The organism is Paenisporosarcina macmurdoensis (genome assembly GCF_042658845.1).
GTDB lineage: Bacteria > Bacillota > Bacilli > Bacillales_A > Planococcaceae > Paenisporosarcina > Paenisporosarcina macmurdoensis.
In genome coordinates, this window is the sequence record NZ_JBHSRI010000020.1 from 1 (window position 1) to 26,822 (window position 26,822).

Sequence of the window (26,822 nt, forward strand, 5' to 3'; positions counted from 1 at the left end):
CCGCTTGTTAGTTGACGTTTTGCTGTTCAGTTTTCAAGGTTCATTAGTTGGCGTCGTTGTTTCAACAGCAACTCTTATATCTTAGCAAATCTTCATTGTCATGTCAACAAAAAGTTTTACTTATTCGTTTACCTCGTTGCGCTTAAATCAGCAACTCAATAAATATATCAGCCTGACTTATATAAGTCAACACTATTTCAAAACCTTTTGTACTTTTTATTCTATCAGAATTTTCTGTAATTACAAGGGGTATTATATGGTACCTTCCTATCAATATCAAAAGCTATCAATAAGTAGTTTTTCTTATAAAAAAACAGGGCATCACTTTAGAAAAGTGATGCCCTGCTTGAACTACTTAATGACCTTCTACGAATACAAAGTATAATATGAACACTACAAACATTCCGTACATAATCGGATGGACCTTTTTAGCATTTCCGCTTAACAGCATCGTGATTGGATAGAACACAAATCCAATCGCGATTCCTGTAGCAATACTATACGTAAGAGGCATAGCGATAATCGTCAAGAATGCTGGTACTGCTATTTCGAATCTATTCCATTCAATTTTGTTTAATGTTGATACCATCAACACACCAACAATAATTAGTGCCGGTGCAGTTACTGCTGAGGTCATAACTGAAAGTACTGGCGAGAATAATAAAGCGAATAAGAAAAGTACACCCGTAACAATTGCAGCAAATCCGGTTCGAGCCCCTGCAGCAACTCCAGCACTTGATTCAATATAAGAAGTTGTTGTTGATGTTCCGAAGATAGCTCCCGTTACAGTAGCTAATGAATCTGCAAGTAACGCTTTGCCTGCTCTTGGCAACTTGTTGTCTTTCATTAAACCTGCTTGGTTTGCAACAGCAACCAAAGTTCCTGCTGTGTCAAAGAAATCTACAAATAAGAATGTAAGAACAACAATTAAAAATTGAATGGTCATTAGTGAACCTGGATCATTCATGATTGGATCAAAAGCTACACCAAAAGTTGGAGCTACACTTGGAACCTTCCCTATTATAGAAGAAGGAACTTCTACTAAACTGAAAATCATTCCAGCTACAGCTGTTAAAAGCATACCGTAAAAGATACCACCTTTAATGCCGCGAACCATAAAGACTACAGTTAAAACTAAACCAAAGATTGCAAGTAACGTATTACCAGCAGATAAATCACCTAAGCCTACTAATGTAGCTTCGTTATTAACAATGATTCCTGCATTGCGTAAGCCGATAAATGTGATGAATAAACCAATACCCGCTCCAACCGCATATTTTAATTCAGCTGGAATGGCGTTAATGATGGTTTCCCGAACACCAGTTAATGAAAGAACAATAAAAATAAGTCCTGAAAATAGTACGCCCGTTAACGCTGTTTGCCAAGGAATGCCGTAAGTTAATATAACTGTATAAGCAAAAAATGCATTTAAGCCCATTCCGGGAGCAAGGGCTATTGGATACCTGGCTATGAGTCCCATAAAGAGTGATCCGACAGCCGCAGCTAAAGCAGTTGCCACAAACACCGCACCTGGATCCATTCGCATCGAGTCTGGTAAATCAGGTACTGAATTTAATGACAGTGTTAATGGATTAACGATTAAGATATAAGCCATTGATAAGAACGTTGTTAATCCGCCGATAATCTCACGACGATAGTTTGTTCCAAGTTCTTCAAATTGAAAATACTTCTTCATGTCTTTTCCTCCGTGTTGTCGTGTACACGTTTGTTTCTTCTATAGTAAGAAGTGGTTCGAACTTGAGTAGCTCTCTCCACTTTTTATTACAAAACAAAAAGGCATGCAACAAATAGTCGCATGCCTCCGATTCTCTTACTAACAAAAGTTAATAAGAAGTAAGAAAGACGGAACGGTCCGTCTTTCTAAAATCGTAGTCGAGTCATTTACGGTAACTCGGTAGAAACTTTCGGGCCATATTCCCGACATTATACGACGACAGTATTTAATTTCAATAGTAATATAACATTTTTCAAAAGTAGTTTCAAGCGTTTTTCCGAACATTATTCAATAAAAAGGACATAAAGTTCGGAAATCACATTCTTTTCCAGTTGAACTTGTTATTCCCACTCAATCGTTGCTGGTGGCTTACTCGTAATGTCATACAGTACTCGGTTAATATGAGGAACTTCATTTACAATACGGACACTGATTTTCTCCAGAACATCCCATGGTACACGAGCCCAATCTGAAGTCATCCCATCGATAGATGTAACTGCACGAATTCCAATTGCGTAATCATACGTACGCGCATCTCCCATAACACCTACACTGCGAATGTCGGGTAGAACTGTGAAGTATTGCCAAATGTCGCGATCTAGACCTGCTTTACTTACTTCATCACGTAAGATCGCATCCGACTCACGTACAATTTCAAGTTTTTCTTCTGTAATAGCTCCTAAAACGCGAATTCCAAGACCAGGGCCTGGGAATGGTTGACGCCAAACGATTTCATCTGGCATACCAAGTTCTGTTCCAAGTGCACGAACTTCGTCTTTAAATAACGTTTTTAATGGCTCAATTAACGTAAACTGCATATCTTCAGGTAATCCGCCTACATTGTGATGAGATTTGATTGTTTGAGCAGTAGCTGTTCCACTCTCGATAATATCTGTATAAAGTGTTCCTTGTGCAAGGAAGTCCATACCTTCAAGTTTAGCTGCCTCATCGTCAAATACATAAATGAATTCATTACCGATAATTTTACGTTTTGTTTCAGGATCTGAGACACCCGTTAGTTTGCTCATGAAACGTTCTTGTGCATCAATTTTGATAACATTCATGTTGAAGCCGTCAGCGAAAGTCTTCATCACACTCTCCGCTTCACCTTTTCGAAGTAATCCGTGGTCGACAAACATACATGTTAATTGATCACCAATTGCTCTATGCAGTAATACGGCCACTACTGATGAATCTACTCCACCACTTAAAGCACATAATACTTTTTTATCGCCAACTTCATGACGAATTTTTTCGATTTCAAGTTCAATGAAGCTTTCCATTGACCAATCTCCTGTTGCTTTACAAATGCCAAATACAAATTGGCGTAGTAAGTCAATACCATAAACGGAGTGACGAACTTCTGGATGGAATTGAACAGCATAAAGGCCACGTGATTCATCAGCAATTGCGGCTACTGAACAAGATGGGCTAGTTGCGATTATATCGAAGCCTTCAGGTGCAACTGTTACATGGTCACCATGACTCATCCATACCACTTGTTCGTTTGGAAGGTCTTTAAATAGAGGACTTTCTTTAACAACTGTAATTTCAGATTTCCCGTATTCACGACGTGAAGCTTTTTCAACTTTACCGCCAAAGTGAAGTGACATTAATTGCATACCGTAACAAATTCCAAGTATAGGCACGTTTAAATCAAAAATTGCAGGGTCCACTTGAAATGCATTTTCATCGTAAACCGAATTTGGTCCACCAGAGAAAATAATACCTGTTGCATTCATCGCTTTAATATCTTCAGCCGTTATTGTGTGTGGAAGTAATTCACTATAAACACCAAATTCACGAATACGACGAGTAATTAATTGGTTGTACTGACTACCAAAATCAAGCACGACGATCTTTTCTTGTTCTTTTAACATAGGAGTTAATGACAATTCGTACACCTCTTCACTTGGTTTTCCGGACCCTATTAATAGAAAAAACGCGTACGAAAGAGAACCTTTCTACGCGTTCTTTTGCTCTACATAAGAAAAGCACAAAGTGTCATGGATGTCTGCCTCCCTAGCTAAAAGAACCGATTTAGAAATCGATTTGTAAAGCTAAGGTGAAGACTAACGCTTGGAGCTCAAACAAAAATGTCTGTTCTTAATTAAAAAGGCGAATACAAACAAACGTCCATTTAATAGACGTAGCTGCATTCGCCTTCATAGTCAAGTCATTTTCGGCAACTTGGTAGAAACATCCGAACCGTATTATCGGACATATATAAGGGCAAACCGGTCTGTGTAATTTTTCTCAATTCTACAGGTAGTTTGAAGTAAAATCAACCGCTTGTCCGATTGATTAAATTTTCCCAACTTTCTCTCAGTTCCAACCATTCGTGCGACTCGATTTCACTTCCATAAAAGCCCTTTTCATAGGCAGTCGTTAATGTTTTCATATCCCTAGTACCGAAGAATCCATCGACGTAGTTTGCATACGATTGAAGTGTCTGTCCTTCATTACGTGAAACACCATATAAAGACAGTTGTTTTAATAATCGATGGTAGCTCGATTCAAAAGAATTCCAATCGTCTTTCCGTAATCGATAGTATGGCACTAATAGTTTAGGCATCCATTTTTGTCTTATACGGTACAAAACTATGCCAATTGCTATTGCAATAATACTCCAAAGAATAATGCGGCCACGATTATCTGAAACCCAATCCACACTATTTTTCATTATTTCTGTAAAACGTTCAGAGATAGATTTGTTATCACCAGCAGCATCCGGTGTTGCTGGTTTATCGGGTTTTGGCGGTGCTACTTGTTCTTCAGGCGGTTCTGTAGCGCCTGATTCAATATCAAAATCAATATTTCCTGCTCTACTAAATCCAATAGTGGGTTCAAATGGCATCCATCCGATTCCTGGTAAATAGGCCTCAACCCAAGAATGGGCGTTATTGTTTGTTACTTGGTAAAACCTATCCCCGTTGTCATTTACCATTTGTTCTCCTTCAGCAAATCCTTTTACCCAACGGGCCGGGATATCTAAAGAACGAAGCATGACTACCATGGATGTAGAGAAGTTATCACAATATCCTCGTTTTGTATCAAATAAGAATTGATCTACATAATCTTGGTCTGCTTCTGGGATACTTATATTTTGTTGATCGTAAACGAAGCCATTTCTAGCAAAGTATCGTTCAATTGCTCGAGCTTTATCATACAAATTGGTTTCTTCTTGGGTAATTGATTGTGCTAGTTCACTAACACGCTCGGGTAATGCCTCTGGTACCTGTAAATAACGATCAAACTCTGACCCTAATTCAGTTAAAGACGCAGCAGAAGTTCCACGCAAAGCGGTTAAACTATAAGTCGGTTCACTGAAAGAAATACTATATTCATTTAATGCTACCGTATCGTTTTCTTGGTACGTTTCAATTTTTTGCGTATTCGTTGAAACCGAGAAACTTGTCCCATCCTGTGCATCAGCTGTAACTGAACCATACGGATACATTAAGAATGGATATTGTAATTCAAACGTATATTGTGCCACATCTTGATCTTCTGCAGGTCCCGTTGTAAAACCGGTATCAATCGTGTCACCTTCGTTATAGGTTAGCGTTTCATTTGAAGAATCAACCGATTGTTCCCAACCCTTAGATGTGTAAGTATCTTTGGTTTCGATTTTCCAGTACTGACCTGTTTTCACGACCGCTTCAAATACAACGGTAGAATCAGATTGGAATCCTCCTCCTAATACGGAATCATCTTCTCCGTAACCGATTTTCCGTATTCCACCTACACCACCTGGTCTTGAACCTGCCCCTTCAGCAAATGATTGAAGAAAAGGAACTGGATCGTTCCATAAAGCATCTGCTTTTGGAAGGACATAACCGAGGGCACCACTAAATGCCACTATCATAATGAGCGGAACCACAAGAGATCCATATTTCTCACTAGTCACAGATAGATGATTTTGTTGAAGAATTTTTGCTACTTTTAATAGGCCAGATAATAACAAGCCTAAAATCATAACGCGCAAAATGGCTCCATCGCCTACATAGGGGCTAAATGTATCCAGTGCTGCAATAAATACTACGGCCATGAAGAAAAACAAGAAAATATTCATACGTACACTTATCCAATGATGAATTAAATAAGCTGTCATCCATAAAAGGGAGAAAAATAGTACGGTCCTAAAACTATTCGTAACGGCTGTCCAATCTCGTGTGACTAGCGCGCTCGTATTGGTCATTAAATCGTTGTACAGAAACGAAATGGCTTCTCCTGTGAAGAATACTTCATTCGTATAAATAACTACGAGAACCCAAGCAATATAAAATAGTTTACCTGGACCTGATAGCCACCAAGAGACAGAGAAAAAGCTAAAAACCAGACATAGCACGATGAAGGCTATGAAAATAGATAAATAGTTTGTATTCGTTAATTCCAAGACCGGTAGTAACCATTCCCGTAACAGGAAGAATACTAGTATATAAAATATCGCTTGTAGCCATTTATTTTGAAAGTTGTTTTTCATGAGCGTCCTACCTCCGTAAAGGCATTTGCGAAATGATCTTGAGAAAGCACGTGAAGAATCATTCCTCTCGATCGAGCAAGTTGATGCATAGTTATTGCTTGTTTTGATAGTTTTTCGCCTTTCTTAACAACGATAAAAACTGTACATTGACGCAAGTTTTTTGCAGCTCTAGGAATTGCATCAATTAGTCCTGCAGTCAAATCTCCAGTGATAAGTAAAACAGATGTAGCATTTGACATAGCTGGGTCATTTGGCAAAACTTGTTCAATTGGCTTTTTCAAATCCGCTTCCACTTTGGCCAAGTGAAACATGGTTCGTTGCAGTTGATCTTCACCTTGAATTGCGGGGAAATAAAACCGGCTAGCTCCTAAGGACAAAAATGCAGCACTAGCTTGGTTTCGTACAACCGCGTGCAACACCGATGCCGTCAATTCTATTTGTTCTTCAAAATTATCCGAAGCTTTTCGATCCATTAAGATGAATAAATCTTGTGATTGTCTATCTTCAAACTCTTTTGTACGTAGCGTTTGTGTACGGGCAAAAGATTTCCAATGAATCCATGAAACTCGATCACCTGGTTGGTAGTCACGAACGCCTACCGCCATGGTCGTATCTTTCACAATGGCGAATGGCGATGCAGCCGCTCCTTGATCGTAGCGAGTTTCAATGGGCATATAAATCATGTCTGTCACGTTCGGATAAACAATGACTGTTTGTTTTAATGGAAGGACAACCGATTTTTTGACCCAACCGAAAAAGTCACTTACCGTAATTTCAACTCCATCCAAAGCATGTTCCCCACGTGGCATATGATCAATTTCATACGTCCACTCAATCGTTTGGCGAATCCCTAACATTTTAACTGTTTTCAATTGGCTTTCTGCATGACGAATTAGTTGAGGGCTTTGTGTCAGCTCTTTTATAACTAAATAGAGCATGGGAAAACGAGAAGTCCTTTTTAGCTTCACCGTGACGACAAGCTTTCCGCCTTTTCGTATTTGAGCGGTTTGAATATAGCGTTCGGCTTGTATTTTCGATATGGGAATAAAGAAAAATACAATGGAGTATACCGCAAAAGGCAGAACCGTATAAAAAATAAACCAGCTTACGAAGCCCCCTTGAAACATAGCAAAGGAAAACGAAAAGATTAATAGAAAGATGACAAACAAGAGACGCCATCCAAGTCCAAACGAAAGTTTTATTCGCCTCATTGTTTAACGAGCCTCTTAATAGGGACATTTGTTTTCGCTAAAATTCGTTCAACAATTTCTTCGGGTGTGATCCCGTCATATCGAGCTTCTGAACGTAAAATCATTCGATGACTAAACACAAATGGCGCTAAATATTGAATATCATCTGGCGTAACAAAGTCGCGTCCTTTTAACATGGCATATGCTTGTGATGCTTTCATTAATGCTAGTGATCCACGAGGACTAACGCCTAGGTAGACATAGGAATCTTTTCTAGTTCGGTTCGCCAAATCAACAATGTAATTTTTGATCGTATCATCGACTAATACAGCCTTCACTTCTTTTTGCAACAGAATTAAGTCTTCGACGGACATAACAGAGCTTAGATCTTCAATTGGTGCTGACTTTTCAGCCCGTTTTAATACTTCAATTTCTTCTGCATGAGTAGGATATCCCATTCGAAGTTTCAATAAAAATCGGTCTAATTGGGCTTCAGGTAGGGGATAAGTACCTTCATAATCAATGGGGTTTTGCGTTGCCATGACAAAAAACGGCTTCGGAATATTCATCGTTACGCCATCGACAGTGACCGTTGCCTCTTCCATTCCTTCAAGTAGTGCGGATTGTGTTTTTGGTGACGTACGATTGATTTCGTCTGCTAGTACGATATTCCCCATAATTGGACCTGGTCTAAATTCAAATTCCATATCTTTTGGATTATAGATGGATACACCAATTACATCTGAAGGTAGTAAATCAGGGGTAAATTGAATTCGTTTGAATTGAGCTCCAACTGATTTCGCTAATGCACGGACCATTATTGTTTTCCCAACACCTGGTACATCTTCAAGTAACACATGTCCTTGTGCAATCAACGCAACTACACTTAACTCTGCAATATTTCGTTTCCCTATCATTACTCGTTCAATATTATCTACGATTGCATGTATTTTCTCCTGGTTATTCATCTATTTATTCCCCCAATTGTCCCACTAAGTTTTTATACTTGTTTGAAAATTAACACATTATAGCACTAGTCTACCTAAAATTTCCCTACTTCACAACTTATTAGAGTACAAAAAAACACACTTAACGTTTGCTAAGTGTGTTCGATATTATTTCCAAAATTGATCATATACCGTGATGGGTAAATGTCGTTTATGCTGTGAACGTAAATAGTGACGCTCAATTATTTCTTGTTGCTCACTCGGAATATCTTTTCCTTCTAAATAATCATCAATATGATGATAGGTGACACCAAGCGCAATTTCATCCGGTAGCGCAGGGCGATCTTCTTCTAAATCTGCAGTTGGAATCTTCGTATATAAATGTTCTGGGCTACCAAGCAATTTTAATAACTGTTTCCCTTGTCGCTTATTCAATCGAAAAATAGGCACCAAGTCTGCTCCACCATCACCGTATTTAGTATAAAAACCAGTAATCGCTTCAGCTGCATGATCTGTTCCAAGTACAATAGCATTGTGCATAGAAGCAATTGAATATTGAACCTTCATTCTCTCTCTTGCTTTCTCATTGCCTTTTGCAAAATCCGAAAGAATAATCCCAGATTCATCAAGTGCTCGTTTACTAGCATCAACAGCATCTTTAATGTTTACTGTATAAATTTTAGTGGGTTGAATAAATTCTAGTGCGTCTTGACAATCGTCTTCATCAAACTGCACTCCATATGGTAAGCGAACAGCATGGAAGGAATAAACTTGTCCTCCCGCTTCTTCATTTAATTCATCCACTGCCATTTGTGCGAGCTTTCCACTAAGTGTTGAATCTTGTCCGCCTGATATACCAAGAACCAGTCCTTTTAAGAAAGTATGTTTCTTTAAATAAGCTTTCATAAAATCGATCGATACGCGAATTTCTTCTTGAGGGTCAATCGATGGTTTCACTTTCAGTTCTTCGATAATAGTCTGTTGTAAGTTTGTCATCATAGTGCCTCCTTAAGCGTAATGCATGCGATCCACCATTTCTTGAATTTCTTGGATATTTCGCATTTTGTTATCCCAGCATTTTTGACTTAAATCCACAGGATATTCTTCTGGATTTAAGGAACGTTTGTATTCATCCCATAGTAATTCCAAGTTAGAAGTTGCATAATCTCGCATTTCAAACAGTGTCGGATTCGTATAAATAACTTGTCCATTTTCAATTACTTTCGTATGAAGCTCTTTTGCTTCAAAGTTCGTCACAAATTTAGATACAAATGTATGAACTGGGTGGAACATTTTCAGGCGTTTTTCATGAGTCGGATCTTCATCGGACATGGTTATATAATCGCCTTCTGCTTTACCGTTTTCACGATCAATAATACGATATAATCTTTTTTGACCTGGAGTCGTTACTTTTTCAGTTGTAGAGGAGATTTTGATGGTGTCTTCCATTACGCCTTTTTCATCTTCAATTGAAACAATTTTATAAACCGCACCAAGAGCTGGTTGGTCATACGCAGTAATCAGTTTAGTACCAATTCCCCACATATCCACTTTTGCACCTTGGGCCTTTAAGTTTAAGATTGTGTATTCATCCAAATCATTCGATACCACAATTTTGGCATTTGGAAATCCTGCAGCATCTAACATACGTCGTGACTCTTTTGAAAGGAACGCAATGTCACCACTGTCTAAACGAATTCCAACGAAATTGATTTTATCACCAAGTTCTTTTGCCACTTGAATAGCCGTAGGAACACCAATTTTCAAGGTATTGTATGTATCGACGAGGAATACACAATCTTTATGACGTTGAGCATAGGCATGAAAAGCTTCGTATTCACTCTTATAAGCTTGAACAAGTGAATGTGCATGTGTACCCGCTACAGGAATACCGAATTTTTTGCCTGCTCGTACATTACTAGTTGCTTCAATCCCACCGATAATAGATGCCCGTGAGCCCCAAACTGCCGCGTCCATTTCTTGTGCACGCCGCGTACCAAATTCCATAACGGTATCAGTTTTAACGATTTGTTTAATCCGACTGGCTTTTGTGGCAATTAACGTTTGATAATTAACGATATTTAAAAGTGCGGTTTCAATTAGTTGAGCTTCAACAAGTGGAGCTTCAATACGAATAATTGGTTCATTGGCGAAAACTAGTTCCCCTTCAACCATCGAATAGACATCACCTGTAAATCGAACTTCACGCAAATAACTGATGAAATCTTCCTTATAATCAAGTTCCTCTTGTAAATAGGCTAAATCACTTTCGGTAAAACGGAAATCCCGTAGATAATCTAGTACGCGTTCGAGACCCGCAAAAATCGCGTAGCCGTTGCCAAAAGGTAATTTGCGAAAAAACAATTCAAATACAGCTTTGCGATTATGTATTCCATCAGCCCAATAGGTTTCGGCCATATTGATTTGATATAAATCTGTATGTAATGCAAGTCCATCATCTGCATATTTTGACGTCATCAAAACCCCTTCTTCCAAGTTCATAATTGTCATTAGTATACACCATTTACCCGTTTTCTTATCAATCCTAACAAAAACGCAAACCAATAAAGAAGTTGGTTTGCGCTACTATAATTATGTCCCCATTTTTCTACGTGTATTGCTCACTTTTTTCGTTTGTTGGCTTTGCATTTTTTTCCCGGATTGTCCTGCATTTCCTTTGGCATTGCCATCAGACGAAAGGTTTTTCTTCGCTTCTAACTGCTTTTGCATAGCTTCTTTTAACGTCATTTTTTTCTTTGGCGCTTCTTGTTCGGTTGTTTCCTTGTTTTCAGTCATTTTAAATCCTCCTTAAATCAACAGTTGATTAGTCTTTGCTTCTCTCTATTATACTCGAAACTCTACAACTACTGGGAAATTTCTATACTTTTGTTGAAAAAGATTCAACGATCCGTATACCTTCTTGAGTTTAGGAAGACGCAATCTTCATTTACATTGTACCTATTGATGATTCCAATCTTTGATCCTCTAAGTATGAACCAGGAATACTGTTCGTTATTCTATGTCACACTCTTTATGCATATAATTTGCTAACAAGGAGGGTTCACATTGAAAGGAAAAAGATTTAAATGGCTACCAGTTATTTTACTTTCATTACTTGCTCAATTTATCGTTTTACAGTTATTGCTCTTTATTGAAGTGAAATTACTACCAACCATGTCTTTTGATTTACTAATTAAAATCAATTTTTTTATTATTGCTATTAGTGGTGGCGTCGTTGCTATTCGCTTTTCCAATAATTCAACTCGCCACATAGGTGGTATCTGTGGCGCTCTTTTCATTACCCTCAGTGAATTATATAGTAGAAATTTTGATGTAGGTTTTGCATCGATATTCGTTTTGCTTATCGCGTACTTAGCCGGCTATATTGGTTCCACGCTATACACGAATAAGGTAGTCGTAACAGAAGTAGTTGGTTAAGTTCTAACATACTTTGGAGCTCTACATAAAAGTCTTTCGCAAGTTCAATGAACTTATGAAAGGCTTTTAATTGTTGTTAATCGTGCATTTGCGCTGCCGCACGTCTTGCGGTTTGCTAAACGCAAATGTACTCTTTTGTATGTTCTACAAGATCTTTAACATAGCCAATCATTATTGAAGTTCCAACAAAATCGGGCAGTGATCGCTGCCAAGGACTTGTGGATGAATGGTTGCATGTTTCAACCTATCTTCTAATCTCTTAGACGCAATGAAATAATCAATTCTCCATCCGATATTACGTTCTCTCACCTTACTCATATAAGACCACCATGTATATGCGCCTTCTTGCTCTGGATAAAAATAGCGAAACGTATCAATAAAGCCTTCATCAAGCAACGCCGTCATCTTGCCCCGTTCCTCTATTGTAAATCCAGAGTTGCCTTTATTCGGCTTTGCATTCTTTAAATCAATTTCTTCATGGGCTACATTTAAATCACCACACATAATAACCGGTTTCACTTGATCTAATTTTTTCAAATAGCTACGCAGTTCATCTTCCCATTCCAGTCGATAAGGAAGTCTAGTTAAATCTCGCTTTGCATTTGGCGTATAGACATTTACTAAATAGAATTGATCGAATTCCAATGTCAGTATTCTGCCTTCCGCTTCTTCATTTGCATCCCCTACTCCATACTTGACCGAAATCGGCTTTTGTTTTGTAAATACCGCCGTTCCTGAGTAGCCTTTCTTTTCTGCGTAATTCCAATACTGTTCGTACCCTTCCAATAGCAATTCTATTTGCCCAGCTTGTAATTTTGTTTCTTGTAGGCAAAAAATATCTGCATCCACTTGTTGAAAATAATCTAAAAAACCTTTTTTCACGCATGCTCTTATGCCATTCACATTCCATGATACTAACTTCATAAAGGGTTAACTCCTTATTCGACTCTCAAATTTTATGTATGTACGGACACTTTATATAACTTTCTGTCTAAAGTCTAGAAAAGGTTGTTCATAAACTGCGAGTACTTACTATATAGAAGAAACTAAAACGAACTTTTTCAAAATTATAGGCATAATCATGGACTTTAAGTAATAGACTAATTGAATGTATCTTTTTATTTGTCTCTAGTTTCCTCGTATTCTTCTAAATGAATCCTGAATATGGTAACTATGATATACTTATAATTATGATAATATTTTGTATATTCTGAAAATATTTAACAATTTATAGTCTTGTAATTGTTTTCTAGATGGGACAGGTGCTTTTTTCCTTGACCGAAATGCAAAAACGCTTTTACTCAAAGATACGGTAGTAAAAATTGATTTTGGGAGGAAAACACCTTATGAAAGAAACGGCAATCGTATATTGTGAAAACAAGTTTGGAACGATGGATGGAAAGACAGCGAATGGCTTGGTTAGAAGTTCACGGAAATTCGAAATTCTCGGCGTAATTGATAGCACGAAAGTTGGACAAGATGCGGGTGAATTTCTATTAGGAAAGAAAAATGGCATTCCTATCTTCAAAAACCTCGATCAAGCGTTAGGAAAACTAAACCATGTACCAAATCAATTCATATATGGAATCGCACCTTCTGAAGCTTTTCTGAAAGAAGATGAGAGAAATCTTCTTTTTCAAGCAATGGAACATGGGATGAATATTGTTAACCCTCTACATGAATTCTTTACTGATGATGTGAAATTTGTAGAGCATGCTAAAAACAATCATGTGACGATCCATGATGTCAGAAAGCCTGCCCAGAAAAAGGATATGCATCTTTTTTCTGGACGCATTTTAAACATCACTACACCCGTGATCGCCGTACTGGGCACGGATAGCGCAATAGGCAAAAGAACAACAGCAGTTCTACTCGAAGATGCTTTGCTAGAAAGAGGTTTAAATGTCGCTTTTATCGCAACTGGACAGACTGGTTTAATTCAAGGCGCGAAATACGGGGTTGCCATTGATGCTATTCCTTCTCAGTTTATGACGGGTGAAATTGAAAACCAAGTGATGAAAGCTTATGAAAACGATAAACCCGATATCATTATCGTGGAAGGTCAAGGGGCGTTAAGTCATCCTGCGTATATAAGTTCTTGTGGAATTATCAGAGGCTCAAGACCTGGCGCCGTCATTATTCAACATGCTCCTAAACGCGAATTTTTAGGTGATTTTAGTTATATGAAAATGCCTACTGTACAAAGTGAAATCGAACTTATTGAAAACTTCTCTAAATCTAAAGTGATTGCGATCACGATTAATCATGAAAACATGACGGATGCTGAACTCGTTAAAACCATTTCAGACTATGAAATTGATCTTCAACTTCCAACGACTGATGCGCTTAAATTTGGCTGCGACAAGTTGATTGAAAGTATTTTCGAGGCTTATCCAGCCTTAAGAAGCAAAGAGAAATTAGTCGTTGTCAATTGATTCAGCCTGTCACACCAAGGATTGAAATCAATCTTGCAAAAGTCGCTTATAATGCAGCAAAGCTCGTCGAACTATACGGTTCTAAACATATTGGGCTTATGGGCGTGACCAAAACCGTTTGCGGTGCACCAGAAATTGCAACGGTTTTACTAGAGCAAGGTATTCATATGCTCGCGGATTCAAAATTGTTAAACCTACAGAAAATGCGAGATGCAGGTATTAAAACAAACTTTGTCTTATTAAGATCCCCGGCTTTAAGTGAAGTAGAAGCGGTTATTACACATGCAGATATTAGCATTAACACAGAACTTGCTGTCATTTATAAATTATCTGAAGTCGCTTTGAGTAAGGATATTGTTCATAAAATTATTCTGATGATTGAAATGGGCGATTTAAGAGAAGGTATCATGCCTGAAAACCTTGATGGGTTTATTCAAAAGGTTTTAAACCTTGCCGGTATCAAGATTGTAGGAATTGGAGTAAACTTTGCTTGTTTCGGTGGCGTTAAACCAAACGAACAAAAAATGAAGGATTTATCAACACTGGCTAACGATATTGAAACGAAGTTTTCGCTTGCTCTTTGTTATGTATCTGGAGGGAACTCTGCCAATTATAATTGGTTTATGACCACGGATGATGTTGGACGGGTGAACAACTTACGCTTGGGCGAATCCATTTATTTAGGACGTGAAACCTTAAACCGCATGGCAATTCCCGAATTATATACGGATGCCTTCACTTTCGTTACAGAAGTGATTGAATTGAAAGTAAAACCATCTGTACCTTACGGAGAAATAGGGCAAAATGCTTTCGGCATCTTTCCAGAATTCGAAGACCGCGGACAAATGACGCGAGCAATTCTTGGAGTCGGAAATCAAGATGTACTAGTAACCGGACTACAACCATTATTGGATATTGATATTATTGGTTCAAGTAGCGACCACACAGTCATTGATGCAAAAGAAAATAATTTAGAAGTTGGGGATGAAGTGACGTTCACCCTAAACTATGGTGCTCTTCTATCCTTAATGACTTCTCCATATGTTTATAAACAGTATATTGATACCATTTAATTATTGGGAGCTGTCCTTAAAGTCATAAAACATGACTATGGGCAGTTCCTTTTTTTTATATAGTAGAGGTTGATTTACGTTGCAGTCGGACGCTTTCCGCGGGCATGGGCTCAGCCCTCCTCGACGAGCAAAAAACATCTGCTCCTGCGGTTACTCGTCGCAAACAAGTTGCGGAACCACAACTTGTTGCCTGCGGGGTCTTCAGCTCATGCTATTCCCGCTGGAGTCGCCACCCTTTCACTCCAATCAACTATTTTCTTTATAAAGATTATTACAAATATCGGCGCTTTTTGTTAGATGGAATTCACCAGTACTACCATGTTTCTGCAACGCTGCAGCACTAGCCTCTACGGAAAGATTTTGCCCAAAATCCCCATTTTTATTTAGGGCTTACCCATCAGCATCCCCAACTGCCATATTTAACGGAAAGCGGCGATTATTTTGTAAAAACGGCCGTTCCTGAGTACCCTTTCTTTTCTGCATATTTCCAATACTGTTCATAGCCTTCTAATAATAAATCAATTTCACCTGCTTGCAATTTTGTCTCTTGCCGGCAAAAAATATCTGCATCCACTTGTTGAAAATAATCTAAAAACCCTTTTTGTACACACGCTCTAATGCCATTCACACTCCACGAAACTAATTTCATTTATCTATTACTCCTCAATTGATTCTTTATTTTATGTATGTGAGTCAATTTCATAATTCATCAAACCAGTTAAGAACACGCACTTTATAAAAAAAATTCCTTCGATTTCCGTTACGGGTGGAGTCTTCAGCTTATGCTAATCCCGCTGCCCTTTCACTCCAATCAACCACTAGTTCTCATTTGCCAAACAGACATGAGGACCTTCTCCCGAAGCAGTAAAACCAATCTGAATGTGCTGCCATTAGTTTATTTTAATAACCCACGGGTAAAGTTTAAAGTACGAAAACTTTATAAAACTTTTTAAATGATGTCTAGGAACTGATGTTATCAAACATCGGCCTAATTCCTAAGCAGGCCTAACAACAGCAATGTGAATAATAAAGGAGAGAAAAATAATGAAAACTGACTTTACCCGTATATATATAGATGGAAAATGGTTGAACGGAAATAGTGAAAAATCAATAATCAATGTAAATCCGTTTAATGGAGAAGAGCTTTTTACGATACAATCTGCCAATAAAGAAGATTTAGACTCAGCTTATAAAGCTGCACAGCAAGCACAGGACGAATGGGCTAAAGAACTCCCTCAGAATAAACGTGCCATATTGGAAAAAGCACTAGTTGTCATGCAAGAAAATAAAGAGCTGATCATTGACTGGTTAATTAAAGAGGCTGGTAGTACCTTTATGAAAGCAAGTGCTGAATTCGGAGCCTCGATTAATATCTTAAAAGAAGCAACGACCTATCCTTTCCGCATGGAAGGAAAAATCCTGCCTTCTCAAACACCTGGCAAAGAAAACAGAGTATATCGTAATCCCTTAGGTGTCATTGGAATTATTAGCCCTTGGAACTTCCCTTTCCACTTAGCCATTCGCTCGATAGCTCCTGCTATAGCCACAGGAAATGCAGTAGTTATTAAACCAGCAACGGATACACCTGTTACAGGCGGTTTGTTATTCGCAAGCATTTTTGAAGCAGCGGGTCTTCCAAAAGGGTTGTTGAATGTCATTGTGGGACGCGGCTCTGAGATTGGTGATGAAATTGTCACTCACAAAACGCCTCGCCTAATTTCGTTTACTGGTTCAACTGATGTAGGTAGACATATCGGAGAACTTGCTGGAAAAGGGCTGAAAAAAACAGCTCTCGAGTTGGGCGGAAATAACGTCTTTATTGTAATGGATGATGCAAATATAGAGCAAGCGGTTGAATCAGCTTTGTTTGGTAAGTTCTATCATCAAGGTCAAATTTGCATGTCCATTAATCGGATCTTAGTTCACAAAGAAGTTTATGACGAGTTTGCTGAGTTATTTATTAACATGGCTAAAAATCTTAAATACGGCAATCCTGCCGACAAAGATACAAACGTTGGTCCTCTAATTAATCACGACCAAGTTGAGCGTATTTTAGGCGACTTAAAAACAAGTGTTGAACAAGGAGCTAAGATTCGTCTAGGTGGAACTGTTGAGGGTAATGTATTGGCCCCTACTGTGTTAACTGATGTAACGAATACAATGCCTATTGCAGAAAATGAAATTTTCGGTCCAGTTGCCATCCTTATTCCGTTTGACAGTGAAGAAGAAGCGATTGAAATGGCGAATATTTACCCATTTGGCTTAAGCGGATCTGTTCACTCTTCTAATATTGAGCGAGGAACATCGATTGCACATAAAATACACACAGGCATGATTCATGTGAATGATCAATCCGTAAACGATGAAGCACATATGCCTTTTGGCGGCGAAAAAGACTCTGGCCTTGGCCGCTTCAATGGTGAATGGGTGCTCGAAGAATTTACTACGTTAAAATGGTTGTCGGTACAACATATCCGTCGTGACTATGGACCATTTATTAATCAACTAAAATAAAGTTATGATTAAGAAACCAGCCTTTACTACAGAGGCTGGTTTTTCTATGGAGACAGTGTATGATCTTACTTGGAAATCTCTTTTGTGAGTTCCAATGCCAATAGTTGTTCTTTCATTTCGAGTCCGCCACGGTAGCCAGCCAGTTTCCCGCTCTTTGCAAGGACGCGATGACAAGGAACCGTTATTAACACTGGATTTGCCCCGATAGCAGTACCAACAGCACGAACTGATCCAGGTTTTTGAACACGGACCGCAATATCTGTGTACGATACCGTTTGACCGTAAGGAATTTCTTGTAAGGCTTTCCAAACTTCCTTTTGAAATGGGGTTCCATGGAGGTCGACAGGTTCAGAGAAGTTCTTGCGTTTACCTGATACATAATCAATTAACTCATCCTTATAAGATTTCATGTTTTCAGCATTTTCAACTAAATCGTAAATCGGTAGACGTTTTTTCGCCCAGTTTTCAAGTTCTTCAAATCCTTTGTTTTGCGATCCTACATAACAAAGTCCTTGTGCTGTCGCAGCGATACACATATTCCATTGTTCATGTTCCAATCGAGTCCAATAAATGAACCTCCCATTACTCTCTTCCATCTTCTGATACCTCCAAGAGTGATTTTCTATATTGCAAAGGTGTATACCCTGTTTTTTTCTTAAAAAGGGTGATGAAATAAGGTGCATTCGGGAATCCTATTCGTTGACCGATTTCTCCAATCGACTTATCAGTAGCCTTCAAATGGTCTTTCGCATAGTCGATTCTCACATTTTGAATATATTCGACAGGTGTTATGCCCTTGATTCGCTTAAACGTTCGTTGTAAATGATAAGGACTTCCATGGCACATATCCGCAAGTACCTCTAGCGTCAATGGTTGTGAATAGTGGCTGTCTATATAGTCGGCAATTTGCACAACCCAGTCTTCATCAGGTACATGTAACCCCTCTGGTTTACAGCGTTTACACGACCTAAATCCTTGTGTTAATGCTTGTTGTGCATTCTTGTAAATAAAGACATTGGTTTTATTCGGTAGTCTCGATTTACAAGAAGGTCTACAAAAAATACCCGTCGACTTTACCGCGTAAATAAAGATAGGATCGTACGATGCATCATTGTGCGTAATTGCCTGCCATTGCTCGTCTGATATAGATGTAAATTGTTGATCATCCTTGTGCATGGACTCACCTCTTATCTACTATAAGTATACCCGCTTCACATACTCAGCAGATGGTATTTGGAACGCAAAAGCAAGATAACGAAATTTAATGTGGTGAACTTGAGAAATTATTAGTTAGTAATAATGAATATGCCAGAAATGATGTCTTTCTAGGGAGGAATAGTGTCCTCCTCCAAGCGAATGGACGACAGAGGACGATGAGTGGACAACAAACCAAGTTAAGTGGACGATGAAGCACAACGAGTGGGCAATCAAGCACGATGAGTGGACGATAAACCACAATGAGTGGACAATAACCAATGCCTCCAATTTCAGTAAAGAAAAACCCAACTCACAAACAGTTGGGTTTAATCGTATGAAGCGTTATTCTTCTTTTTTGTCACCCATTAATTTCCGACTAATTTTCGGGGCCATTTGAAATAGTACCATGCCTAGCAGGGCAGCGATTAATATGTACATCCCTGCAAAAATTTGCACGACACCGGTTGCTAATGCCGCAATAATAACGGAGAACTCACCTCTAGGTGTAAGTGCTAGTCCACTTTCAAACGACTCCCGCTTGTCCAAACCGTACCATCGCCCACCAAAATAACCGACAATTAATTTGGCAAAAACTGACCAAATCACAACGACAATTAGCAATCCAAATGCTGGTACTTCTTTTGTGAATTCCAATGTCAGTCCAAAGTTTAAAAAGAAGAAGGGCAAAAATAAATTCCTCACGGGCATTGCCACTTCTTGAACTTTGTCTTTAAAACTCGTTTCCGCAAGCATGATACCTGCTAGGAACGCGCCGATTACTTCTGATAATCCCAAAAATAGCGCAAATCCGCCATATGTGATCGCGACACCGAGTACAAACAACACGAAATAATCTTCTTCGAGAAAACGGTTAATCAGATGATGAACTTTTTTGAACAACACTTTACCGATAACAAGAGCACCTAATACAAGCAGTGCGATTTTCAGGAAAACAAATACAAAATCCATTCCCGAGAAGCCATCTCCACTTAAGCCTATTAATACCGTAATTAAAATAGGCGCAATCAGGTCTTCGAATATCAACAAGGACAAAATGAACCCAGATTCCTTATTGTCGAGTTTGTTTTTATGTTCTAGCAACTTAACCGTAATAGATGAGCTAGTAGCATATACCAAACCCCCAATTAACAGCGAGGTAAATAGGTCATGACCAAAGAACATAGCGATCGCAAAGGTAACACCCAAACCGAGAACGACGTCGAGCACACTGGCTTTCCAGACTTTCTTGCCTTTTTTACCGAGCTCTTTGAACGTAAACTTCATACCTAATAAGAAGAACAGTACAATTAATCCGATTTCTCCTGCTACCTTAAATACATCCGTGTCTCCAAAGTAATTTGTAAAGGATAATGCAGCACCCAATAAAATAAAAATCACGATGTCTGGTATACGTAGCAATTTAATTCCAACAAAAGCCGCAACAAACAATGCAAACAGGATTAACCCTATCGCCAGTGGCAAATTCATTCTCGACTCACATCCCTTCTGTAACAAGTTGAATATATCCTTTACTTACCCTAAATCGCTCTTACTTATCGATCTTATCACATAAAAATGACCATCAATTTGATGGTCATAATTTTATCGTATTGTTCGTAAAAGAAAACGTTCCAATCCTCTATCGACCGTTTATTTACTCTTCTTCTTCTGCATGTTCTTGAGCTTCTTGAGCTTCTTTAAACGCCGCAGAAATTCTATCAAATTCCTCATCTGTTTCAATTACAGATAATTCATCGCCGTCTTCCACTCGTAAGAAGAAAACATCGATATCTTCTTTTGATTCATCTTGAGTTTCTTCAGCAAATCCAACAGCAGCGTATTCAACTTCATCGATTGTTAAAGTTCCTAGAACCTCAATCTCTTGTTCCTGTTCGTTCTCATCCAATAATACAAATATGTTACCCACTTCTACTTTTTCCATTTTACATTCCCCTTTCAATACTTTATTACGTTAGTTTTCAAGTTCATTTACTTCTTAACGTGTCTATACAGTCACGATAAGTGATTTCTCATACAAACAGAATGAGTAATTATAACACTTTACTGTTGCTTCTAGTATTTCATACATTGTTATTTTCATTCATTATTCAATTTTACAGAGTATCTACCTTTTTACCCTAGAATTAAAAGAGTCAAACCTTATATTATCAAGGTTTGACTCTTTTCTAGAATGATGGTTTTCTAATTACATCTTAGCTTCATTAAAAAATCAATTCATTTCGTTCGTCTTTATTTCGTTACTGTAATTGAACCATTATCTGTCCGTAACTTAATTAAATGTTTACCTTCACCGTAAGTTGAACGCTTAATCTCATTACCAAATATGATGATTTTGCCGTTATCCGATTCCGAATCTATGGTCGCATTTGCCGGTTCAGATTCAGTTTTCATCTCGATACTGCCGTTGTCTGTTGCTAAATCAATCGGCCATTCTAATTTATTTGTTAGCACGGAGATTTGTCCATTATCCGTAGTTCCTTTGATTTTACCTTCGACATGGTCCAATACGATTTTACCGTTATCAGTTTCAACAGTAACCGAGTTGGCTACAACCTTTTTCAGTAAGATTTTGCCATTGTCTGTCTCTAATAAAACCATTTCGGCTTGTAGATTTTCTACATTGATAAGCCCATTGTTACTCTTTACCTGGATGTTTTCATATTGTTTTTCTGGAACGTTGACGATCAATTTCAAGTCACGTGAATGGAATCCAAACCAAAAGAAAATTCGGCGTTTCTGTTTCAAATGCACGGAAAGTGTATCTCCTTTTACATCTACCTCAAAATTGTATTTTGCCTTTGTACTAGCACCTTCATATTCAACAGTTGCATCTGAACTTTTGGTCGGTACAATGACGACCTCGGCATTGTTTGTAGAAACTTCAATGTTCGTGAATGAAGAATCTTCAACTACTTTTTTCTTATTGTCGTTCTGTGCAAAGACATCCATTGTTTTGAACATAAACGTGATTCCACCTGCTATTACTAGCAATACCAAGAATGAAATAACTAGTTTGTTTTTAAACATCATTTTGTATCAGCTCCCTTTTATTTGGCATGCAATAAACGCAATCTGTATGAATTCATTGCGCTTTCTCCGAGTTGGTCTAACAGATTGTAATTGGCAAACGCACCAACCACTGCGCCAATTCCAGGTAGCATTTGGAACATTTTCACTAAATCAATGTAATCCCGATATTCCTGTTGAAATTCCCGCCAGTCCATATCGGCGACCAGGGCTTTTTGTTGCTCCCAGTTTTCAATGATAAATAATGTCTCTTTTCGTTTTTCCTCGCTTGAGAAGGCCAATAGAAATATGTGCAGGATGAAGAGTCTTTCTTCGGTATCATCCGTATCAAATCCATACACAGCAGCGGCTTCAAACAGAAATTTCATTTTGATGGATAATAGCAATGGAAAATCAGCGATGCCAAGCAGTATGCCCCCTGCACCTGTTCCAGCACCTTCAATCGTTGCCGTCTTTCTGAAGGTAGAAAGCTTTTCCTTAAATAGTTCGTCTCTCTCAAAGAGACTTAATTTCTGTGATGATCGTTTTTTCGTCGTGAATTTTGAACCTGCGAGCGTGGCTTTCACCATGTTTTTAATGCTTTCCGTCATCACTTTATGAAACTTTTCTGGAAGAAGACCATTTATCCTCGTCTGTGCATTCTTTGACACACGACTTAGTAGTCCTGATTGTCTTGTCATTTTCTGCTTCCAAACCAGCAGTTCTTGTTCTACTTTCATCGTATAATCAACCATATTTTCTACCCTTTCTGTACAAACAATCATTTCCTTCGTTACTTTAAGTATAGCCATTGAGTAAATTATTCAAATGGACCTAGGAGGTGTTTACATCTAAGACTTGAGACGTAGTAACCAAAGTTTCTACTTGAAAGGAAAATATACTCCCCCGTTAAAGCATATGATGCAAAATATAGAAAAGAAGGACTTTTTCAGATGGCTAAGCTGATAAAGTCCTTCTTTAATTTGAATTTGTGTTGCTAAAATCATAGAAAAATAAGGGTAGAACTTATTTCAGTCAGATGGTTTTGGGATACCCACAAGATAAAATAATTGTACGTACTATCTCCAATTTGAATAGGTTGTGGATACCTGATAATTAGAGCAGCTTGATCTTCCATTTCTGGTGGTTGGTCCGCTGAAGGGAAAATAAAACATGCATCTTGTTGTTGGATTTGTGCTTTGATGATGCGAGGTGCGGAACCGTAAGGATGAAGCCCGTGGTAAGCTTCATTGAGACATACTTCGTTAATCGTTTCATCTGAGGAAATCGCTGAAACTTGAAAGAAGCCATCGAGACCTTCATATCTTTCGTCTGTCTTCCTTTGCCAGTTTGAAGGGTATTGAAATTGAACGTTATAGACAGTGCTGGTATAGGTTTTCTTCATAGGAACAATTGCACTAGGGGACCATTGCAAAGACGTAATGAAGGCAACTTCTCTTAATCGAATCGGTACAGGATGCAAGATGTCAATCATCCATATTTCACTAGCCGTTCCATTGGTACAGTCTGAAAGATAGGCAATTTTCCTGCCATCTGGTGACCATGTTACAGGAGTGGCAAAACAATTTGATATAGCTCTCGTCAGGTCGTTTTTCCCTCGTCGACCAGTTGTTTTAATTAGAGAGAAATATCCAACTTCTTCAAAAGCAGTAGCACTGTAAGCAATAGTAGAGGAATTAGGAGACCATACTGGAAAATAGTTTTTAGCAAGAGGGCCACCCCTTACTTCAAAAATACGCCCCGTTGAAATTTCTAATGTGTAAATAATGGAGATGCTCGCACCAGGAGTTGTGTAAAGTACGTAGGATCCATTTGGAGAAAGACGAGCATCATTAAAACGACTTCCCGTGTTTTGAGTTATTTGTTGTTTATTTGTTCCATCGGTTTGAATACGGTATAGCTGACTAATTCCTGATGCGTCGGGCGCTTGAAAAAGCAATTCTGTCCCGCTCGGAAACCACTGGACATCTGTTGCACCAGGTTGGTTTATTTTTTGAAATTGATGTGTATTGATATTGTACAGAATTACATCATTCTTTTTCGTATAAGTTAGTATTTGACTGTCCGGTGACCAACTTACATAATTGCCTAAGCCTTCACTAAACTGATCAATACGGCTAATTCCACCTTCAGATAACTGGAGGACATAGAGAATTTCATCTTTTCCTACAAAGGCGATTCTTGTACTGTCTGGTGACCAAAAGGGAATTGAAAAGGATTCTCCTAAACCGGTTGTGAATTGTAGATTCTCACCATTACTAGGGTTATACAACCATAGATCATAATCTCCCCCTACGTTGGATATATAGGCAATTAAACCTTGATCCCCGGGAGGAGCATATGGAATGATTAACTTCATACCCGGGAAAATGGTAGCCGATGGTAGGAGGTTCACTTCCCTGATTAGTTCAGGATTACTTTGTCCACTTGTTTTTACATTAAATTGAGATGCGATTTTAAATAATGTGTCCCCGGGTTGAACAATATAGTATGGGCTACCTAGAGGGACTTTCAACAGTTGACCCGCTTGTATGATATAGGGAGGATCAAGCTTGTTTGCTTCGATAATAGCGGATTGTGGAACGCCGAAAAATTGAGCAATAGTAAAAACGGTATCTCCTGCCCTTACACGGATGACATCGACACCAGGAGGAACGGAAAGTTGCTGACCTACGTAAATCGTGTAGGGTGTTTCCAAATTATTCGCAGCAATAAGGGACTCAACCGGTAGCTCCCATCTCTTTGCTATCTGATACAGCGTATCCCCTGGACGGACGGTATAAAAAATTTGCATCTCTTACCTCCAATATCATTTACATCTACTTTCGTTTTTTACCGAATACTTAACTTATCGCAGGAAGAAGTAGATAATGCATGCCGAAATCATTAAATCCGTAAATTCAAAAAAAGACTACCTCCCATTTTCATGAGATGTAGTCTTTTTGCTTATAATTTAGTAAAGAACTGCAAGAGATTTATCTTTCACATGCCCAGTTGTCTTTATCACGATCCATTTTTGATTGATAGGCAGCGTGTCCTTTTGCAACACCACTTGGATATTTCTTGCGTAATTCAGTACAGTTCTTAAAGACTTCTGCTTTTGCTGGTGTAGTGGGCTTAGGTGCTGGCTTGGTAATAGCTGGCTTTGGTGCTGTCGCTACTTTCGGTGCACAACCACCATTTCTTGCATTAACACTTGACCAGATTCCTGCTTTTTTCCCTTTAGCTACTTTTTCTACAGCTTGTAATTCTTTAAGATATTTAGTGTTTGGTTTATAGATTGCAACTCGAGCCAGACCTTTTTCAAGTAATGTCTTGTTAAACATCACATCTTTAATATAGATGTAAGCAAGAAGTCGGCCATACTGATCTCGAGTATCGACTCCTAATTCAACTTTAACCTCTTTATTAAGTAACACTTTCTTTGTATAAGCAGATGCTTCAGGTCCGAATAATTGAACGCATGTATTAGGTTTTTTCGTTTCAGGAGTGTCAATAAGAATGAAACGAACCGTTTCTTTACGTCCTTTATATATTAATTTGATTGTGTCACCGTCAACCACATCAGTCACCTTAGATTTAAACGCAGTTGCTGGTGGTTTTGCTGCCGCTTGAACTATTGAAGATTCATCTATTGGTGAAAGCGGTGATACTGAACCGAAAAATACAGTTACAGCAAGTAACGATGCCAATATGGCCTTGAAAAGTTTCGATTTAAACAGATAAATTCTCCTCTTAATTTGGATTCGGTAATGAAGTAATCTTTATAAGAATAGTCTCCACCCTTATTAAACTTTCCACACAGCTAATAAAGCTTCTTTTTTTTCTCATATGCTTGATTTAATTCCTTTTAGAAAACGAGCTTTAACCTTTACTAATATGCCATTCGACATATAAAATATTCTAATATTTGGATAAAATTAAAACATTTGGGCTAATTGTAACATAGTTTTAATATTTGCATAAGTATCTATTTTTCACTATTGTAGGTTCGGCATTTTCTTCATTCTTGTACATTTAGAAATAAAAAAAGACTACCTCCCATTTTCATGAGAAGTAGTCTTTTTGATTACAATATATTAAAGAACTGCGAGGCTTTCAGGAACGGGCAGTTTAGATTACATCATGCCGTTGGTTCCTTACTTCCTATATTTTATTGCTAATCCTTTTAAGAAATTTCTAGTGTTCTGATCTCCGCACTCTTTATAATTCTTATGTCCTTCTTTTCTTAAAAAAGCACTTAATTCGCCTTTTGTTATAAAGACTCCTGCAGTTTCTAAAATATCAAGTATGTCCTCACTTGTTAATGCCAGTGCTATTTTCACTTTCTTCAGAAGGATATTGTTAACTCGTTCAGTTTTAGAATATGCCGATCTTTCAGGTTGTCCAGGCTTGGGATCTTGTTTTCCTCTTTTAGAGATAATCAGGCCATTTAAAAACGACTCCAACATGATATTATCACATTTTATATTCTCTTCATGTTCAACTATATCACCATCAATACTGTCAGCTTCATCATGGTAACCATCATTTGTTTTCGTAAGTATCAATAGCACTTCTTCTTTTGTTACTTCAATGCCACCCAGTTTAAATATCTCTATCATATCTTTATTTTTAATATCTAGAGCATATCTTAATCTAATTAATAAATCATTATTATCCATCAATAAACCTCCTATAACATTGCCTATTTACACAGCCTCAAGTTCTTCTTAACGAAGAAAAAGGTATTACTTGAGCAGTTTTAATTTATTACGCA

At 38.2% G+C, this 26,822-nt stretch carries 22 protein-coding genes, 1 pseudogene and 2 riboswitches; of the genes and pseudogenes, 4 read left to right on the forward strand and 19 right to left on the reverse strand.

Going from position 1 to position 26,822, the window contains the following annotated elements:
* Nucleotides 1-355: 355 nt before the first annotated feature.
* The 8 genes from ACFPYN_RS12805 to ACFPYN_RS12840 form a co-directional block, all read right to left on the reverse strand.
* On the reverse strand, nucleotides 356-1,696 hold the full coding sequence (locus ACFPYN_RS12805) for an NCS2 family permease (RefSeq protein WP_377734707.1): 1,341 nt from the start codon (nucleotides 1,694-1,696) through the stop codon (nucleotides 356-358).
* Nucleotides 1,697-1,870: 174 nt separating this feature from the next.
* Nucleotides 1,871-1,972: riboswitch (purine riboswitch) on the reverse strand.
* Nucleotides 1,973-2,076: 104 nt separating this feature from the next.
* Entirely contained in the window at nucleotides 2,077-3,615 is a 1,539-nt protein-coding gene (gene guaA, locus ACFPYN_RS12810) for a glutamine-hydrolyzing GMP synthase (RefSeq protein ID WP_377734765.1), read from the reverse strand.
* A gap of 268 nt (nucleotides 3,616-3,883) precedes the next feature.
* Nucleotides 3,884-3,985, reverse strand: a riboswitch (purine riboswitch).
* Nucleotides 3,986-4,019: 34 nt separating this feature from the next.
* Nucleotides 4,020-6,221, reverse strand: coding sequence for a transglutaminase TgpA family protein (locus tag ACFPYN_RS12815; RefSeq protein WP_377734708.1), 2,202 nt, complete (start codon nucleotides 6,219-6,221; stop codon nucleotides 4,020-4,022).
* The gene (locus ACFPYN_RS12820; RefSeq protein WP_377734710.1) at nucleotides 6,218-7,432 is read right to left on the reverse strand and encodes a DUF58 domain-containing protein; all 1,215 of its coding nucleotides are present in this window, start codon (nucleotides 7,430-7,432) and stop codon (nucleotides 6,218-6,220) included. Before ACFPYN_RS12820 ends, ACFPYN_RS12815 begins: the two co-directional genes overlap by 4 nt.
* Nucleotides 7,429-8,379: an AAA family ATPase gene (locus ACFPYN_RS12825; RefSeq protein WP_377734712.1), complete on the reverse strand. Its 951-nt coding sequence runs from the start codon at nucleotides 8,377-8,379 to the stop codon at nucleotides 7,429-7,431. The genes ACFPYN_RS12820 and ACFPYN_RS12825 overlap by 4 nt, the downstream gene beginning before the upstream one ends.
* Before the next feature lie 147 nt (nucleotides 8,380-8,526).
* Nucleotides 8,527-9,354 carry an ammonia-dependent NAD(+) synthetase gene (gene nadE / locus ACFPYN_RS12830; RefSeq protein ID WP_377734713.1) on the reverse strand — a complete coding sequence of 276 codons (828 nt, stop codon included), beginning with the start codon at nucleotides 9,352-9,354 and terminating at the stop codon, nucleotides 8,527-8,529.
* Between the two features lie 12 nt (nucleotides 9,355-9,366).
* Nucleotides 9,367-10,836, reverse strand: a complete 1,470-nt coding sequence (locus tag ACFPYN_RS12835) for a nicotinate phosphoribosyltransferase (RefSeq protein ID WP_377734766.1) — start codon at nucleotides 10,834-10,836, stop codon at nucleotides 9,367-9,369.
* Between the two features lie 114 nt (nucleotides 10,837-10,950).
* Nucleotides 10,951-11,154 (reverse strand): hypothetical protein, encoded by a 204-nt coding sequence (locus ACFPYN_RS12840; protein ID WP_377734715.1) that lies wholly within the window; start codon nucleotides 11,152-11,154, stop codon nucleotides 10,951-10,953.
* Between the two features lie 270 nt (nucleotides 11,155-11,424).
* On the opposite strand from ACFPYN_RS12840, the gene ACFPYN_RS12845 reads away from it, so the two are divergent.
* Entirely contained in the window at nucleotides 11,425-11,796 is a 372-nt protein-coding gene (locus ACFPYN_RS12845) for a hypothetical protein (RefSeq protein WP_377734717.1), read from the forward strand.
* Nucleotides 11,797-11,967: 171 nt separating this feature from the next.
* Here ACFPYN_RS12845 and ACFPYN_RS12850 read toward each other — a convergent pair whose 3' ends face one another.
* Nucleotides 11,968-12,720 carry an exodeoxyribonuclease III gene (locus tag ACFPYN_RS12850; protein WP_377734718.1) on the reverse strand — a complete coding sequence of 251 codons (753 nt, stop codon included), beginning with the start codon at nucleotides 12,718-12,720 and terminating at the stop codon, nucleotides 11,968-11,970.
* A gap of 422 nt (nucleotides 12,721-13,142) precedes the next feature.
* On the opposite strand from ACFPYN_RS12850, the gene ACFPYN_RS12855 reads away from it, so the two are divergent.
* A complete protein-coding gene (locus ACFPYN_RS12855) occupies nucleotides 13,143-14,231 on the forward strand; it encodes a DUF1611 domain-containing protein (protein WP_377734719.1) in 1,089 nt (362 codons plus the stop codon).
* On the forward strand, nucleotides 14,228-15,304 hold the full coding sequence (locus tag ACFPYN_RS12860) for an alanine/ornithine racemase family PLP-dependent enzyme (protein ID WP_377734720.1): 1,077 nt from the start codon (nucleotides 14,228-14,230) through the stop codon (nucleotides 15,302-15,304). The genes ACFPYN_RS12855 and ACFPYN_RS12860 overlap by 4 nt, the downstream gene beginning before the upstream one ends.
* Nucleotides 15,305-15,743: 439 nt before the next feature.
* Here ACFPYN_RS12860 and ACFPYN_RS12865 read toward each other — a convergent pair.
* A pseudogene (locus tag ACFPYN_RS12865) lies at nucleotides 15,744-15,953 on the reverse strand (endonuclease/exonuclease/phosphatase family protein); the annotation flags it as partial.
* Nucleotides 15,954-16,348: 395 nt separating this feature from the next.
* On the opposite strand from ACFPYN_RS12865, the gene ACFPYN_RS12870 reads away from it, so the two are divergent.
* Nucleotides 16,349-17,818, forward strand: coding sequence for an aldehyde dehydrogenase family protein (locus ACFPYN_RS12870; RefSeq protein ID WP_377734721.1), 1,470 nt, complete (start codon nucleotides 16,349-16,351; stop codon nucleotides 17,816-17,818).
* Between the two features lie 65 nt (nucleotides 17,819-17,883).
* Here ACFPYN_RS12870 and ACFPYN_RS12875 read toward each other — a convergent pair whose 3' ends face one another.
* The 9 genes from ACFPYN_RS12875 to ACFPYN_RS12915 form a co-directional block, all read right to left on the reverse strand.
* Nucleotides 17,884-18,414, reverse strand: coding sequence for a methylated-DNA--[protein]-cysteine S-methyltransferase (locus tag ACFPYN_RS12875; protein WP_377734724.1), 531 nt, complete (start codon nucleotides 18,412-18,414; stop codon nucleotides 17,884-17,886).
* The gene (locus tag ACFPYN_RS12880) at nucleotides 18,401-18,994 is read right to left on the reverse strand and encodes a bifunctional transcriptional activator/DNA repair enzyme AdaA (RefSeq protein ID WP_377734725.1); all 594 of its coding nucleotides are present in this window, start codon (nucleotides 18,992-18,994) and stop codon (nucleotides 18,401-18,403) included. Before ACFPYN_RS12880 ends, ACFPYN_RS12875 begins: the two co-directional genes overlap by 14 nt.
* Nucleotides 18,995-19,357: 363 nt before the next feature.
* Entirely contained in the window at nucleotides 19,358-20,503 is a 1,146-nt protein-coding gene (locus tag ACFPYN_RS12885) for a cation:proton antiporter (RefSeq protein WP_377734727.1), read from the reverse strand.
* Nucleotides 20,504-20,669: 166 nt separating this feature from the next.
* Nucleotides 20,670-20,957 (reverse strand): DUF1292 domain-containing protein, encoded by a 288-nt coding sequence (locus ACFPYN_RS12890; RefSeq protein ID WP_377734728.1) that lies wholly within the window; start codon nucleotides 20,955-20,957, stop codon nucleotides 20,670-20,672.
* 308 nt (nucleotides 20,958-21,265) lie between these two features.
* Entirely contained in the window at nucleotides 21,266-22,066 is an 801-nt protein-coding gene (locus tag ACFPYN_RS12895; RefSeq protein WP_377734729.1) for a DUF4097 family beta strand repeat-containing protein, read from the reverse strand.
* Between the two features lie 17 nt (nucleotides 22,067-22,083).
* Entirely contained in the window at nucleotides 22,084-22,797 is a 714-nt protein-coding gene (locus tag ACFPYN_RS12900; RefSeq protein ID WP_377734730.1) for an EcsC family protein, read from the reverse strand.
* A 248-nt stretch (nucleotides 22,798-23,045) separates the two neighbouring features.
* Nucleotides 23,046-24,857: a LysM peptidoglycan-binding domain-containing protein gene (locus tag ACFPYN_RS12905; RefSeq protein ID WP_377734731.1), complete on the reverse strand. Its 1,812-nt coding sequence runs from the start codon at nucleotides 24,855-24,857 to the stop codon at nucleotides 23,046-23,048.
* 181 nt (nucleotides 24,858-25,038) lie between these two features.
* Complete coding sequence (locus ACFPYN_RS12910) at nucleotides 25,039-25,755, reverse strand: thermonuclease family protein (RefSeq protein WP_377734733.1); 717 nt, start codon at nucleotides 25,753-25,755, stop codon at nucleotides 25,039-25,041.
* 447 nt (nucleotides 25,756-26,202) lie between these two features.
* Nucleotides 26,203-26,727: a YehS family protein gene (locus ACFPYN_RS12915; RefSeq protein ID WP_377734734.1), complete on the reverse strand. Its 525-nt coding sequence runs from the start codon at nucleotides 26,725-26,727 to the stop codon at nucleotides 26,203-26,205.
* Nucleotides 26,728-26,822 lie beyond the last annotated feature (95 nt).